Here is a 14,628-nt window from a genome sequence, read left to right as displayed (position 1 = left end):
CTGAAGGAGAGCCGCCATGCGCCTCGCCCGCTTCTTCATCGCCCGGCCGGTCTTCGCCGCGGTGATCTCGATCGCCATTACCCTGATCGGCGCCATCGCCGGCTTCCGGCTGCCGATCAGCGAGTATCCGGAGATCGCGCCTCCCACCGTCACCGTCACCGCGACCTATCCGGGCGCCTCCGCCCAGGTGATCTCGGAGACGGTGGCGACGCCGCTGGAGCAGGAGATCAACGGCGTCGACAACATGCTCTACCTCTCCTCCCAGGCCACGGGCGACGGCAAGCTGACGATCAACGTCGTCTTCCGCCAGGGCACGGATGTGGACCAGGCGCAGGTGCTGGTGCAGAACCGCACCGCCGTCGCCCTGCCCCGGCTGCCGGAGGAGGTGCAGCGCCTCGGCATCGTTGTCCGCAAGGCGTCGCCCGACCTGCTGATGGTCGTGCACATGCTGTCGCCGGATGACAGCCGCGACCAGCAGTACATCTCGAACTACGCCACCATCAACGTGCGGGACCGGCTGGCCCGGCTGGATGGCGTGGGCGATGCGCAGGTCTTCGGCGCGCGCGACTACGCCATGCGCATCTGGCTGGACCCGGCGCGCGTCGCCGCCCGCGGCCTGACGCCAGGCGAGGTGGTGGCGGCCCTGCGCCGTGCGAATCTGCAGGTAGCGGCCGGCGGGCTGAACCAGCCGCCGACCGCGGACAACACCGGCCAGGCCTTCCAGCTCAACGTGCAGGCGCTGGGGCGGCTGATCACGCCGGAGCAATTCGGCGAGATCGTCATCACCACCGGCACCGGCGGCGCGCCGCTGCGGGTGAAGGATGTGGCGCGGGTGGAGCTGGGCAGCCAGGACTACACGGTGAATGCCCTGCTGAACAACAAGGTGGCGACCGCCATCGTCATCTACCAGCGCCCGGGCTCCAACGCGCTTGCCACCGCCGACGCGGTGCGCAGCACCATGGCGGAGCTGGCGCACAGCTTCCCCTCCGGCCTCACCTACAGCGTGGTCTATGACCCGACGCGCTTCATCGCCCAGAGCATGGAGGCCGTCACCCACACCTTCGCCGAGGCGGTGGCGCTGGTGGTGCTGGTGGTCATCCTCTTCCTGCAATCCTGGCGCGCGGCGATCATCCCGCTGCTTGCCATTCCCGTCTCCATCATCGGCACCTTCGCCTTCATGGGAGCGATGGGGCTTTCGCTGAACACGCTCTCCATGTTCGGCCTGATCCTCGCCATCGGCATCGTCGTGGACGACGCCATCGTGGTGGTGGAGAATGTGGAGCGCCATCTGGCCGAGGGCATGCCTGCGCGGGAGGCGGCGGAGCGCACCATGGATGAGGTCGGCTTCGCGCTGATCGCCATCGCCTTGGTGCTCTGCGCCGTCTTCGTGCCGACGGCCTTCATCGAGGGCATTGCCGGCGCCTTCTACCGGCAATTCGCCGCCACCATCGCCGTCGCCACCCTGCTGTCGGCGCTGGTCTCGCTGACCCTCTCCCCGGCCCTGGCCGCGCTGCTGCTGAAGCCGCACGCCCATGGCGAGTTGGGCAAGCCGTGGCGCTGGCTCTTCGCGCCCTTCGGCCTGTTCTTCCGCGGCTTCAACCGGCTGTTCGAGGCGCTGTCGCTCGGCTATGGCGCCCTGACTCGGCGGCTGGTGCGGCTCTCCGTCCTGCTGCTGCTGCTCTATGCCGGGCTGCTGGGGCTGACCGGGCACACCGTGCAGAGCACGCCGACCGGCCTGATCCCGCCGCTCGACCGCGGCTACCTGATCGCCGCCTTCCAGCTTCCCCCGGGCGCCTCGCTGGCCCGGACGGATGCGGTGATCCGCCGCGCCTCGGAGACCGTGCTGCAGATCCCGGGGGTGAAGGACGCCGTGGCCTTCGTCGGCTTCGACGGCGCCACCTTCACCAACGCGCCGAATACCGGCGTGATCTTCCTCGGCCTGCAGCCCTTCGAGGACCGCGTCGCCCACGGCATCTCCTACCCCGCCCTGATCGGCGAGGTGCAGGCGCGGCTGGGGGCGGAGCGGGAGGCGCTGGCCCTCGTCATCCCGCCGCCTTCCGTGCCTGGCATCGGCACCGGCGGCGGCTTCAAGCTGTACGTCCAGGACCGCACCGGCCAGGGCGCGCGGGCGCTGGAACAGGCGACGGGCGAGATCGTCGCCGCCGCCAACGGGCTGCCGGAAATCGCCATGGCCTTCACCCTGTTCAACACCTCCACGCCCACGCTGCGGGCCGAGGTGGACCGGACCAAGGCGGAGGTGCTGGGCGTGCCGCTGGCCCGCGTCTCGGAGACGCTCTCCTACTATCTCGGGTCGATCTTCGTGAACGACTTCAACATCCTCGGCCGCACCTACCGCGTCACCGCCCAGGCCGAGGAAGACCAGCGCCGCACTCCGCGCGACGTGGCGCTGCTGCGCACGCGCAACGACGATGGCGAGATGGTGCCGATCGGCGCGCTGGCGGAGTTCCGCGACGACACCGCGCCCTATCGGGTGCCGCGCTACAACCTCTACCCCGCGGCGGAGATCCAGGGCGCGGCGAAGCCGGGCGTCTCCACCGGCCAGGCCATCGCCGCCATGCAGAAGCTGCTGGCGGAGCGGCTGCCGGACGGCTTCGGCTATGAATGGACGGAGATCGCGCTGCAGGAGACGCAGCAGGGCAATACCGCGCCCATCGCCTTCGGGCTGGCCGTGGTCTTCGTCTTCCTGCTGCTGGCGGCCCTCTACGAAAGCTGGCTGCTGCCGCTGGCGGTGGTGCTGATCGCGCCGATGTCCGTCCTCGCCGCGCTGGCCGGCGTGCTGTGGCGGGGGCTGGACAACAACGTGCTGGTCCAGGTCGGGCTGGTCGTGCTGGTCGGCCTGGCGGCGAAGAACGCCATCCTCATCGTCGAATTCGCCCGCGCGGCGGAGGCGGCGGGGATGACGCGCTGGGAGGCGGCGGCGGCGGCGGCACGGACGCGGCTGCGGCCGATCCTGATGACCTCGCTGGCCTTCATCCTGGGCGTGCTGCCGCTGGCGGTCGCCACCGGGGCCGGTGCGGAAATGCGGCAGAGCCTCGGCACGGCGGTGTTCGCCGGCATGCTGGGGGTGACGGCGTTCGGGCTGCTCTTCACGCCGGTGTTCTACGTGCTGGCGCGGGCCATGGCGCGGAAGCAGAAGGCCGAGGCGCAGCACGGGGCGGCACCGCATCCGGCGCATTGACGGTGAGGGGGGAGATCGGGCCCTCTGCCTGACTTCTCCTTCTCCCGGTCTTGACGCCAGCCAGCTGGCCCCGCAGACTCATTTCGAAGTAGAAGGTTCGAAAGGTGCAAGCCAAGTCAATGCCCGGGCGTGGTTGAAAATGACCCCACGCCCGATGGCTGGGCGAAAGAGGCGCAGCGCTATGCAGAGTCTGCCTTAGCGCTAAGAAAACTCATGCCAAGGCAAGCTTATAGCATGGCGGGGCTTGGCGTCGAGTGCGCCATCAAGAGTCTGATCATGAGGCGCAACGGCCTCAATCGCTGGCCTGGAAGATCAGAGCGCGGCGACTTGTATGTTCACAATTTTGAACAACTGCTGCGTATCGCCGGCCTTCTTCAGGACGTTGAGGCCGAGATAAGGTACGTTACGGAAGTCGGGGTGGCATGGGTGGTTGCTAAGGAATTCTCTATGGCTAGCCGATACCCTGACAAGCCGCTGTCTGCGCCAATGGTCGATGACATGGTCGATGCTGCAGAAAGGCTCGTGGCATGGCTGCTGATGATGTAGAGCTAGATCCTGAGCGCGAAGCTGCCGGTGCTGCGCTTTTGGACTTGACTGACGAGATTGGCTTTCACGCCTATGCCGCAGCCTGGGTCCGCAATCGGGACACTGATGAATGGCACTTTGTGCTCGTGTCGCCCATGGTGGATACCCGAGGCCCACGCTGGATTTTCGAGCGCCTGCTGCGCGCCTTCCGGATCCGTCCGCTGCCCGCCGGCATCAGCCCGATGCAGATTCACGTGGTCAGCCCGGCGTGGGAGAATGCCATCTTCGGCGCTCCGCATGGCTTCCGCTTCTCCATCGAGCCGCAGCGCCCAAGCCATCTCATTGCCACGCTAAAGGACGTCGTTGTGAACGATGTCAAAGTCGGTGATGGCTACGCGGCGATCTATCGGCGCCTGCCCCTCGACAAGCGAAAGAGGAACCCTGCCGAATACTTCGACAGAGGGGTCAGGAACCTTGAGGCAGCGTGACCGCGGCGGCGGCGGCAGCCTAGCCGGCCTGCCGCTATTGTCTCGATCCTAGGAAGCGCCGGCCGCTGCCTCGACCGCGTAAGAGCTACGCCCCCGCCATCAGGCAATACCCCCCACTCTCCGTCAGCAGCAATTGCGCCATCGCCGGATTCGGCTCGATCTTCTGCCGCAGCCGGTAGATATGCGTCTCCACCGTATGGGTGCAGACGGCGGCGTTGTACCCCCACACCTCCTCCAGCAGCTTCTCCCGCGGCACCGCGCGGCCGCCGGCGCGGTAGAGATATTTCAGGATGCTGCTCTCCTTCGCCGTCAGCCGCACCTTGCGGTTCCGCGTCGGCTCCACCAGCAGCCGCGCCGCCGGGCGGAAGAGATGCGGGCCGATCGGGAACACCGCATCCTCCGAATTGTCGTGGATGCGGAGCTGGGCGCGCAGCCGCGCCAGCAGCTCGTTCAGCCGGAAGGGCTTGGCCAGGTAGTCATTGGCGCCGGCATCCAGGCCCTGCACCACATCCTCCTCCCGGTCCCGGCCGGTGAGCATGATGATAGGCATTCTCTGCCCTTCCTCGCGCAGCCTGGCGCAGAATTCCCGTCCGTCGCCGTCCGGCAGGCCGAGATCGAGCAGGATGGCGTCGAAGCGCACCGGGCCGGCCAGCTTCTCCGCCGCGGCGGCGGTGGTGTCGGCGATCTGGGGCGCGAATTCGCCTTCCTGGCTGAGCTGCTCGAAGAGGGTTTCGCAGAGCACGGCATCGTCTTCGACGATCAGGACAGGGCGGGGCGGCATGGGCGGTCTCCACGCTGGAGGGGGGCCGGTTACGGCATGGCGCGGAGGTTGGCCGGCTTGCCCGGGCCTGTCGGTGACACGGGTCACCGGAACGATGCGCTGGAGAGCGTGGAGAGGGCCTGGAGAGTCGGGGGAGCGCCCAAGGCGCGACGCCCTCGGCCCGACCTTGGGACCATGGCCGTGGCCTAGAGCGTGATCGGTTGAGGTCGAATCGACTGAAACCGTGAATCACGCGACCGAACAATGAGCCAGAGCGGGGCGGGTGAGCGCAGCTCAACCGATCCCGCTCTAGGCGCGCCCGGCCGGAGCGGCGGCGTCGGCGCCTGGTCGGGGAGCGCGGTGGCTGGCAGGGCGCCGCCCGCTGCCCTGGCGTGGCTTTGCCGCGACAGGCTGTGCAGGGCCGCAGCCGATCGGGCGATTGCGGGCGCCGCGGCGGCGCGCAGCGCCAGTCCGGGGCAAATCCGGGGCCGCGCGAAGGCGCGAAGGGGCTTCGCGGGGAAGAACTAGACCTCCAGCTCGACCATCACCGGCACATGGTCGCTGGCCTGCGGCCAGCCGCGCGCCGGCTTCAATATCTCATGCCGCCGCAGCCCGCCGGCGAGGTCCTGGCTGACCCAGATATGATCCAGCCGCCGCCCGCGATCGGACGCCTCCCAATCCCGCGCCCGGTAGGACCACCATGTGTAGAGCTTCTGCTCCGCCGGCACGAAATGGCGCACCGCATCGTGCCACGCCCCTGCCTGCTGCCAGGCGGTCAGCGCCGCCACCTCGACGGGGGTGTGGGAGACGACGTCGAGAAGCTGCTTGTGGCTCCACACATCATGCTCCAGCGGCGCGATGTTGAGGTCGCCCACCATCACCGCCCGCCGCGCCGGGCCGCGTTCCAGGCACCAGGCCGTCGCCTCCGCGACGAAGTCCAGCTTATGCGCGAATTTCGGGTTGAGCTTGGGGTCCGGGACGTCGCCGCCGGCGGGCACGTAGAAGTCGTGCAGCTCCAGCGCCCCGCCCGGCAGCTCCAGCGCCACGCCGAGATGCCGGCAATCCCCCTTGCCGCACCAGTCCGGATCCTCCGCCCGCACCGCGAAGGGGATGCGGGAGAGGATGGCGACGCCGTTATACCCCTTCATCCCGCGGTGCGCGACGTAGGGAAACCCCGCCGCCTTCAGCTCCTCCAGCGGGAAGAGCTCGTCCGGGCATTTCGTCTCCTGCAGGCAGAGCACATCGGGCGCCAGCGCGCCGACGAGATCGGCGAGCAGCGGGCGGCGGAGGCGGACGGAATTGATGTTCCAGGTGGCGATGCGGAGCGCGGTCATCCTCCCGCGCTACCGCCTCCCGCCCATGGGATCAAGCCGCAGCGGCCGATCCTGGGCCGCCCGGCGTCCCGCCACGGCGGGCTGTGCAAGCCGCTGCTCGCAGAGCGACTCCGGGGCCCCCGCGGCGCCGCGCCAGCGGCGTCGTCGGAAGTTCCTAGACGATCCTTGTCCGCACCTCGCCCACGCCCTCCACGAACCCCTCCAGCACATCGCCCTTCACCACCGGGCCGACGCCTTCCGGCGTGCCGGTCATGATCAGGTCACCCGGCGCCAGCCGCACCAGGTGGGAGAGGTTGGAGATCACCTCCGGCACGCTCCAGATCAGCTTGGCGAGGTCGGAGGACTGCACCACCTTGCCGTTCACCCGCAGTTCGATCTTCCCCTTGGAGGGATCGACGCCCCTGGCCGGCACCAGCGCGCCCATCGGCGCGGAAAGGTCGAAGCCCTTGCCCATGTCCCAGGGGCGGCCGGTCTTCTTCGCCTCGTTCTGCAGATCCCGCCGGGTCATGTCCAACCCCGCGCAATAGCCCCACACATGCCCCAGCGCATCCGCCACGCTGATATTCGCGCCCGCCGCGCCGATGGCGACCACCAGCTCCATCTCGTAATGCAGCGACTTCGACATCGGCGGGTAGGGCATGTCGGCGTCGTTCACCACCAGCGCATCGGCGGGTTTGGTGAAGTAGAAGGGCGGCTCGCGGGTCGGGTCGCTGCCCATCTCGATGGCGTGTTCCGCGTAATTGCGGCCGACGCAGAAGATGCGGCGCACCGGGAACATCTGGCTGCTGCCCTTGACGGGGACGGCGGCGATCACCGGCGGGGCGATGACATAGTCCGACATGGCGGGACCCTTGCTTGTCTCGCCCCTGCCATACCGCGCGCCACCCGCCCCGAACAGCCCCGACCCCGGGCCGCCCGAACTTAAAGTGATACTTTAAGTCCTCACGGGTAATTCTTCCCCGACCACAAAAAAGCGCCCGGACAGGGGGGTGTCCGGGCGCCGTTGTTGTAGTTTCCGATCGGAAAGGTCGGGCGAGCCGGCAGGGGAGTCCGGACATCGACCTCCAGCCTATTGGGGGGGCTGGTGAGTGGAGACTAGCGTGTTGTTGCCAAAGACGCAAAAGGCGATTGCGCGACTCCACGAATAAAGTTGTAGCGCGCAGGACATTTCGCGCAGGTGTGAGGCTGGCGCCGGGCGGCGCCGCGCGCCAGGGCAGATGCCGGGCGGCTGGCACCAGCGGCACGGGCCGCCGAGGAGGCAGCCACATCCCCCGCTGGCCTCCGGGCATGGGAAGAATCGGCCTGCTTCGATTCGGCATGGCGGGGCCCGGCCCGCTTCGATCCGGCCGGCAGGACGGCCGCCCCGGCTATTCCGCCGCCTGGGGCATGCTCCGGCGGGCCGCCCAGGCCGTGGCCGCGGCGCCGAACCGCTCGAACAGCGCGCGGCTGAGCGCATCCGTTTCCCAATCATATTCCGGGTGCCACTGGATGCCGTAGGCGAAGCCGGACGCGTCCTTCACCCGCACCGCCTCGATGGTGCCGTCCGGCGCCCAGCCCTCCGCCGTCAGCCGCGGCGCGATGCGGGCGATGCCCTGGTTGTGCAGGGAGTTCACCGGAATATCCGTGGCGCCGCCCAGCTCCGCCAGGAAGCTGCCCGGCAGCAGCCGGACATTATGCGCCTTCGCCACCCGCACCCTGGCGAAGCGCTGGTCCGAAGGCGTGGAATGGTCGATCCGCCCGGGCAGATCCTGCACCCGCTGGTCCAGGCTGCCGCCGAGGGCCACGTTCAGCTCCTGAAAGCCGCGGCAGATGGCCAGCAGCGGCAGGCCGGCGGCGATGGCGGCGCGGATCAGCGGCAGGGTGGTGGCGTCCCGCGCCTTGTCCTCCGGCGTGCCCTCGGCATGCGGCGGGCCTTCATAGTAGTCGGGGCAGACATTGGACCGGCTGCCGGTGAGGATCAGCCCATCCAGCCGCGGCAGGATTTCCGGCACCAGCGCCTCCCCGGCCGCGGGCAGCAGCACGGGAATGCCGTCCACCGGCCCCAGCACCACGCGGATATAGCTGTCCGAAGCGGCGTGATTGGGCGTGGCAAAGATGCCGAAGGGCTTGACGCAGCAGGATATGCCAATGAGCGGCTTCATCACCCCGGAAGCTTCCCCCGCGATTGCGGCGCGATCAAGATGCAGAAGCTTGAGCGGAGGACGAATCTGCCATGCAATTCGGCAGAGTCCGCCGCCACCTGCTCACGGAATGCCAAGCTGCTCGCGGAAGCGCGGATCGTTGAACTCGAACAGGCTGGACGGGTAGCGGCCGCCATACTCCGCCTGGAACAGGCTGACACGGGTCTCACGCCCCTGGGCATCCACCACCGCCCATTGCTTCAGCTCCATGGGCTGCTCGGCGAAGACCAGGGTCAGGCGGCCCTCCGCGGCGCGGCCGGTGCGGAACAGGGTGATGCGCAGCAGCCCGCCGCCGCGCTGCACCCCGGTGACCGTGATATCGCCGGAGAAGCGCAGATTCTCGTTCAGCAGGATGCCGAGCGGCGTGGCGGAGAGCGCGACGGTGGTGGCCTGGCGGAGCTGCTTGTCGAAGTAGAAGAACTGGCCATGGCTGGCCACCAGCAGCAAGGGCTCCGGCGGATCGTATTCGAAGCGCATGCGGCCGGGGCGGACGATCCAGCCCGTGCCCTCCGCGCTGGCGCCGTTCTGGGCGATCTGGAGGAAACGGGCCTTCAGGCTTTGCAGGCCGTTCATCCAGGTCTCGGCGCGGGCCAGGTCGGCACGGTCGCGCTCGTTCAGCGTGGCCGGCTGGGCCAGGGCGGTGAGCGGGGGGAGGAGAAAAGGAAGGGCGAGAAGGGCACGACGCTGCATGGGCGGGATGTGGCAAGGGAGTGCGGCGGGGAAAAGGCACCATCAGGAAAATCGGCGTGCCGTACCGGGGGCTTGGCCCCCGGACCCCCAGCAGGCGCCCTGGCCCCGTTGGCGGCAGCGCCGCCAGCCGGGGGGATGGCTTTCCCCGGACCTCGCCCTGAGTCTGGCGATCCGGGCGTCGGGGCCGGCCCTCAACCGGCCAGCGCGGCCGCCAAGGGTAGCGGCTCGGCCCCCATCGCGGCCGCCACCGCCGGGTGGACGATGCGGCCGGCATGCAGGTTCAACCCCTGGGCCAGGTGCGGGTTGGCCGACAGCGCCCGGGGGAAGCCCAGCTCCGCCAACTGGACCACGAAGGGCAGGGTCGCGTTGTTCAGCGCGACGGCGCTGGTGCGGGCCACGGCGCCGGGCATGTTGGTGACGCAGTAGTGGATGATGCCGTCCACGACGAAGGTCGGCTCGGCATGGGTGGTGGGGCGGGAGGTCTCGAAGCAGCCGCCCTGGTCGATCGCCACATCCACCAGCACGCTGCCCGGGCGCATGCCCTGCAGCATGGCGCGCGTCACCAGCCGCGGCGCCGCGGCGCCGGGCACCAGCACGGCGCCGATGACGAGATCGGCCTCGGTCACCGCCTGCTCCACCGCCTCCGCCGTGGCGAAGAGCGTGGCGACATTGCCGCCGAATTCCCGGTCCAGCCCATCCAGCACGCGCAGGCTGCGGTCCAGCACCGTGACCCGCGCCCGCATGCCGGCGGCGATGCGGGCGGCGTTGGAGCCGACCACGCCGCCGCCGAGGATCGCGACGCGCGCCCCCGGCACGCCAGGCACGCCGGAGAGCAGGATACCGGCCCCGCCCGACTCCTTCTCCAGGCAGTGGGCGCCCACCTGCACGGCCATGCGACCGGCCACCTCGCTCATCGGCGCCAGCAGGGGCAGGCCGCCCTCGGCGCTGGTCACGGTCTCATAGGCGATGGCGGTGCAGCGGCTTTCCAGCAGCCCGCGCGTCTGCTCCGGGTCCGGCGCCAGATGCAGGTAGGTGAAGAGGATCTGGCCGGGGCGGAGCTGCGCCCATTCCGCCGGCTGCGGCTCCTTCACCTTCACCACCAGCTCCGCGGTCGCGAAGATCTGCGCGGCATTCGCGGCGATGGCGGCGCCGGCGCCGGCATAGGCGGCATCGGGGAAGCCGATCCCGGCCCCGGCGCCGGTTTCCACCAGAACCCGGTGGCCCCTAGAGGTCAGCTCCCGCACCGAGGCGGGGACCAGGCCGACCCGGTATTCGTGGTTCTTCACCTCGCGCGGAACGCCGATGAGCATGTGTCCCCTCCGATGCCGTTGGCACGGATGTGGGGCTGCCCGGTCGGCATCGGAAGGCATGTCGGCGGGTGCCGAGGGCGGAACGCCCAGGCGGCCGTGGAACACCGAAGCGGGCGGCCGCCCGGCGCCGTTTGCCACGAGAGGCTGAGCGGGGGAGCGGTGCCGGAGGCGGAACACCTGCAGCCGGCCCCCTGCGACGCCAGCGCCGAGGAACGCCGCCCGGCGCTGACGCGGCCTTGCCGCGGCAGGCTGCGCGAAGCGCCTGGCGTGCAGCGACTCCGGCCCCGAGGAAGCAGCCGTGCGGCGCTCTCGTGGGGATCTAGTCTATCGGCAGGAAGATGAAGATGACGGCGGCGATGAGGCAGGCCATGGCGGCCAGGTAGGTCCAGCGCAGCGGCTCCCCCAGCACCAGCACGGAGAAGCCGGCGAAGACCGAAAGGGTGATCACCTCCTGCATCACCTTGAGCTGCTGGCCGGTGAAGGTGCCGTAGCCGATGCGGTTGGCCGGCACCGCCAGGCAGTATTCGAAGAAGGCGATGCCCCAGGAGGCGATGACGGCCAGCCAGATCGGCCAGGCCGGCCGCTTCAGGTGCCCGTACCAGGCGAAGGTCATCAGCACGTTGCTGCCGATCAGCAGCAGCGGCGGCCACAGATGCGCAGGATTCATGCCGACGGGTCCCAGACTTAGAGCAATATTCGATCAGGTGGAATCACCTGATCGGATTTCTTGCTCTGGAAAATATAAGGTCTAGAGCAGCTTATCTCCGATAGTGTCCTGCCCGCGCAGTTCGCTGGATTTCCAGCGAACGCAGCGGACAAGCAGGCCGCTGAAAACATAAGCTAGTGGCCCGACAACGACGTCCGCAGGACCGCGGATCGGGACACTAGGGCGGGGTCCGGGGGGAAGCCTTCCCCCCGGCGGGGGTGCAGGGGGCAGCGCCCCCTGCCGGGGTTCGGGGCAGAGCCCCAACCGGCAGCCGCCACAGCAGCCACAGCATGACCCCCAGCGCCGGCAGCGCCGCCGCCGTGGTCAGCACGAAGAACCCCGCCCAGCCCAGGCTCTCCGCCAGCCAGCCGGAGGAGGCCCCGAGCGTCCGCAGCGGCACCGCCGCCAGCGAGGAGAGCAGCGCATATTGCGTCGCCGTGAAGGCCCGGCTGGTAAGCCCCGAGAGGTAGGTGAGGAAGGCGGCATCGGCCAGCCCGTCGGTGAAGCTTTCCACCCCCACCTGGGCGAAGAGCATCGGCATGTCCCGCCCGCCGCCGACCAGCGCCAGGTACATCAGGTTGGAGAGCATCTGCCCGAGCCCGGTGACGACCAGCGCCCGCCCGGTGCCGATGCGCCCGACCAGCCACCCGCCGCTCAGCGCGCCGGCGATGGTCGCGGCCATGCCGAACACCGTGGCGACGCTCGCCACGTCTTCCCGGGTGAAGCCGAGGGAGCGGTAGAAGGGCGTGGTCATCAGGCCGGCCAGCGCCTCCCCCAGCTTGAAGAGGGAGATGAAGAGCAGGATGGCGAGCCAGCCCGGCCGGCCGAGGAATTCCTGGAAGGGATCGAGCACCGAGGCGCGCAGCCGGGCCCGCCAGCCGAGCGCGATGGCAGGCGGGCGGGGGGTTTCCGGCCCGGCCAGGGCGGCCGCCATGCCGGGCAGCAGCAGCAGGGCGGCGGCGGCATAGGCGCCCTGCCAGCCCAGCCACTGCACCAGGAAGAGCACGCCGGCGCCGCTGGCCAGCAGCGCGAGGCGATAGCCCCAGACATAGGCGGCAAGGCCGAAGGCCTGGCGTTCCGCATCCTCGCCCAGCATTTCGATGCGCCAGGCATCCACCACGATGTCCTGGCTGGCGGAGAGGAAGGCGACCAGCACGGCGAAGGCGACGGTCAGCGCCGCGCCCTGGGTGGGGTCCGTGGCAGCGACGGCGAGGATGGCGGCGACCAGCCCCGCCTGGACGGTCAGCAGCCAGCCCCGGCGCTGGCCGAGCGGCAGGGGCGGCCGCACCGCGTCCAGCGCCGGGGACCAGAGGAATTTATTGGCGTAGGCCAGCCCGATCAGCGCGGTGAAGCCGATGGCGGAGAGGGAGAGGCCGCTTTCGGTGAACCATTGCCGCAGCACTTGGCCGGCGACGAGCGGCAGGGGCACGCCGGCGGAGAAGCCGAGGGCGAGGAGCAGGAGGAAACGCCGGTCCCGGAGCATCGGCAGCGGATAGCCGAAGGGGGGCGCGGTGGCTATGGCCTGAGCCGTTTCGCGCGAAGGCGACCCCTTGCGAGAGCCATGGGGCCATGTTCGAGGCAAGAATGCCGCGCAGCGGCACCGCGCGTCGTGCGAATAGCACGCCTCACATCGCTGCGAATAGCACGCCTCACATCGCTGCGAATAGCACGCCTCACATCGCTGCGAATAGCACGCCTCACATTGCTGCGAATAGCACGCCTCACATCGCTGCGAATAGCACGCCTCACATCGCTGCGAATAGCACGCCTCACATCGCTGCGAATAGCACGTCTCACATCGTGCGAATAGCACGCCTCACATCGCTGATGACACCAGGTCCGGCGGGATCTCGCCCCAGGGCCGCTCCACCCGGTAGCGCTGCCCGCCCGGCGCGACGTGCAGGGGGGCGAAGGGCGCCGTCACTCGTTCAGCCCCTTGCCCGGATAGGGATGCGTGGCGACCCAGTGCTTCGCGATATCGACGCGCCGGGTGATCCACACGCCCTTCCGCTGCATCATGGTGTCCAGCAGCCGCTGCAGCCCCACCGCCCGCGCCGGATGGCCGATGAGGCGCATATGCAGCCCGACGGACATCATCTTCGGCGTCTTCGCGCCCTCCGCATACAGCATGTCGAAGGCATCGCGGATGTAGCTGAACCACTGGTCGCTGGTGCCCATCCAGCCGGCATATTTCCCGTCATTATTGGTCAGCGAGTAGGGCACGACGAGCTGCGCCTTGCCGTCCACCGTCACCCAGAAGGGCAGCTCCTCCCCGTAATAGTCGCTGTCATAGAGGAAGCCGCCATGCTCGACGACGAGACGGCGGGTGTTCACGCTGGGGCCATAGCGGCAATACCAGCCATCCGGCCTGCCCACGGTCTTCGACAGGCTTTCGAAGGCGCGGCGGATATGCTCGCGCTCCTCCGCCTCGCTCAGCTCGAAATGCTTCACCCAGCGCCAGCCATGGGAGCAGATGTCGTAGCCCGCTTTGCGGATGGCCGCTGCCGCCTCCGGGTTCGCCTCCAGCGCCATGCCGCAGCCGAAGATCGTCAGCGGCAGGCCGCGTTCCTGGAACAGCCGGTGCAGCCGCCAGAAGCCGACGCGGGAGCCGTATTCGAACATGCCCTCGGCGGCCAGGTCCCGGCCGGACTTCACCTGGTTGAGGCCATGCGATTCGGTCAGGCCGTTCTCCGTCACGCCATCGCCCAACGCGAAGGAGGGCTCCGACCCTTCCTCGTAATTGATGACGAAATTCACCGCCAGCCGCGCCCCGCCCGGCCATTGCGGATCCGGCGGGCTGGCGCCGTAGCCGATGAAATCGCGTCGCACCTCGTAAGGCATCAGGGCAGCTCCACGCTGAAGGGCGGCACCTCGACGAATTCCTCGTCGGTCTTCGTGCCATCCAGCCACATGACGATGACGAAGCGCGCTTCCCGGTCCAGCACGGTGAAGGGGTGGTGCCAGACATTGGCGCCATAGGTCACGCCCTGCCGCGGCCCGCAGAGAAAGGCCCGCGCCCGCGCCATGTCCGGCCCGCCGGTGGGCGCATGCGGCGCGACGATGCAGAGCCAGCGCCCGCTCTCCTGCGGGATGAAGCTTTGCGAGCTGAATTCATGCCGCTCCATGGTGGTGGAGCGGAGCGGCAGGGCGGCCAGCGGCGCCTTCACCGTCAGGGAGAGGGAAGGCCGCGCCCCGGGGCGGAGATTGGCCAGCGCATCCTCGAAATAGGTGCGGCCCGGGATGGCGGGGCATTCGATCACCTCGCCGAAAGGCAGGAAGGCGGCGGAGGTCAGGGGTTCGGCGCGCAGGATCATCCCCTTGCCCTCCCGGTCCGGCCCTCTGCCGGCAGCCATGCGATGGAGGCGCGGAGGATCGGCGTGCCGGAAACGGCAGCCAGGCGGATCATCAAGCGTCCCTCCATATGTCCCTGATGCGG

At 69.2% G+C, this 14,628-nt stretch carries 13 protein-coding genes; 3 read left to right on the top strand and 10 right to left on the bottom strand.

Annotation, left to right across the window (positions count from 1 at the left end):
- The first annotated feature begins 16 nt into the window (after positions 1–16).
- From E5N76_RS16450 to E5N76_RS16440, 3 genes are all read left to right on the top strand, one after another.
- Positions 17–3,199: an efflux RND transporter permease subunit gene (locus E5N76_RS16450; RefSeq protein WP_149538404.1), complete on the top strand. Its 3,183-nt coding sequence runs from the start codon at positions 17–19 to the stop codon at positions 3,197–3,199.
- 129 nt (positions 3,200–3,328) lie between these two features.
- Complete coding sequence (locus tag E5N76_RS16445; protein ID WP_149538403.1) at positions 3,329–3,745, top strand: hypothetical protein; 417 nt, start codon at positions 3,329–3,331, stop codon at positions 3,743–3,745.
- Positions 3,727–4,212 (top strand): hypothetical protein, encoded by a 486-nt coding sequence (locus E5N76_RS16440; RefSeq protein WP_149538402.1) that lies wholly within the window; start codon positions 3,727–3,729, stop codon positions 4,210–4,212. Before E5N76_RS16445 ends, E5N76_RS16440 begins: the two co-directional genes overlap by 19 nt.
- Positions 4,213–4,297: 85 nt before the next feature.
- Here the strand turns inward: E5N76_RS16440 and E5N76_RS16435 are convergent, their stop codons facing one another.
- From E5N76_RS16435 to E5N76_RS16385, 10 genes are all read right to left on the bottom strand, one after another.
- A complete protein-coding gene (locus tag E5N76_RS16435; RefSeq protein WP_149538401.1) occupies positions 4,298–4,993 on the bottom strand; it encodes a response regulator transcription factor in 696 nt (231 codons plus the stop codon).
- 503 nt (positions 4,994–5,496) lie between these two features.
- Positions 5,497–6,306 carry an exodeoxyribonuclease III gene (locus tag E5N76_RS16430; protein ID WP_149538400.1) on the bottom strand — a complete coding sequence of 270 codons (810 nt, stop codon included), beginning with the start codon at positions 6,304–6,306 and terminating at the stop codon, positions 5,497–5,499.
- Positions 6,307–6,460: 154 nt separating this feature from the next.
- Positions 6,461–7,147 (bottom strand): fumarylacetoacetate hydrolase family protein, encoded by a 687-nt coding sequence (locus tag E5N76_RS16425; RefSeq protein ID WP_149538399.1) that lies wholly within the window; start codon positions 7,145–7,147, stop codon positions 6,461–6,463.
- Positions 7,148–7,673: 526 nt separating this feature from the next.
- Positions 7,674–8,447: a gamma-glutamyl-gamma-aminobutyrate hydrolase family protein gene (locus E5N76_RS16420; RefSeq protein WP_149538398.1), complete on the bottom strand. Its 774-nt coding sequence runs from the start codon at positions 8,445–8,447 to the stop codon at positions 7,674–7,676.
- 102 nt (positions 8,448–8,549) lie between these two features.
- Entirely contained in the window at positions 8,550–9,176 is a 627-nt protein-coding gene (locus E5N76_RS16415; protein ID WP_149538397.1) for a LolA family protein, read from the bottom strand.
- Between the two features lie 191 nt (positions 9,177–9,367).
- The gene (ald, locus tag E5N76_RS16410) at positions 9,368–10,486 is read right to left on the bottom strand and encodes an alanine dehydrogenase (protein WP_149538396.1); all 1,119 of its coding nucleotides are present in this window, start codon (positions 10,484–10,486) and stop codon (positions 9,368–9,370) included.
- A 319-nt stretch (positions 10,487–10,805) separates the two neighbouring features.
- The gene (locus tag E5N76_RS16405) at positions 10,806–11,153 is read right to left on the bottom strand and encodes a DMT family protein (RefSeq protein WP_149538395.1); all 348 of its coding nucleotides are present in this window, start codon (positions 11,151–11,153) and stop codon (positions 10,806–10,808) included.
- 217 nt (positions 11,154–11,370) lie between these two features.
- The gene (locus E5N76_RS16400) at positions 11,371–12,675 is read right to left on the bottom strand and encodes an AmpG family muropeptide MFS transporter (protein ID WP_149538394.1); all 1,305 of its coding nucleotides are present in this window, start codon (positions 12,673–12,675) and stop codon (positions 11,371–11,373) included.
- A gap of 437 nt (positions 12,676–13,112) precedes the next feature.
- Positions 13,113–14,033 carry an allantoinase PuuE gene (locus tag E5N76_RS16390; RefSeq protein WP_149538392.1) on the bottom strand — a complete coding sequence of 307 codons (921 nt, stop codon included), beginning with the start codon at positions 14,031–14,033 and terminating at the stop codon, positions 13,113–13,115.
- Entirely contained in the window at positions 14,033–14,545 is a 513-nt protein-coding gene (locus E5N76_RS16385; protein WP_187830210.1) for an ureidoglycolate lyase, read from the bottom strand. The genes E5N76_RS16390 and E5N76_RS16385 overlap by 1 nt, the downstream gene beginning before the upstream one ends.
- Positions 14,546–14,628 lie beyond the last annotated feature (83 nt).

Source organism: Siccirubricoccus phaeus (assembly GCF_008360935.1).
Classification (GTDB): Bacteria; Pseudomonadota; Alphaproteobacteria; order Acetobacterales; family Acetobacteraceae; genus Siccirubricoccus; species Siccirubricoccus phaeus.
This window is presented reverse-complemented; position numbering and strand designations above follow the sequence as displayed.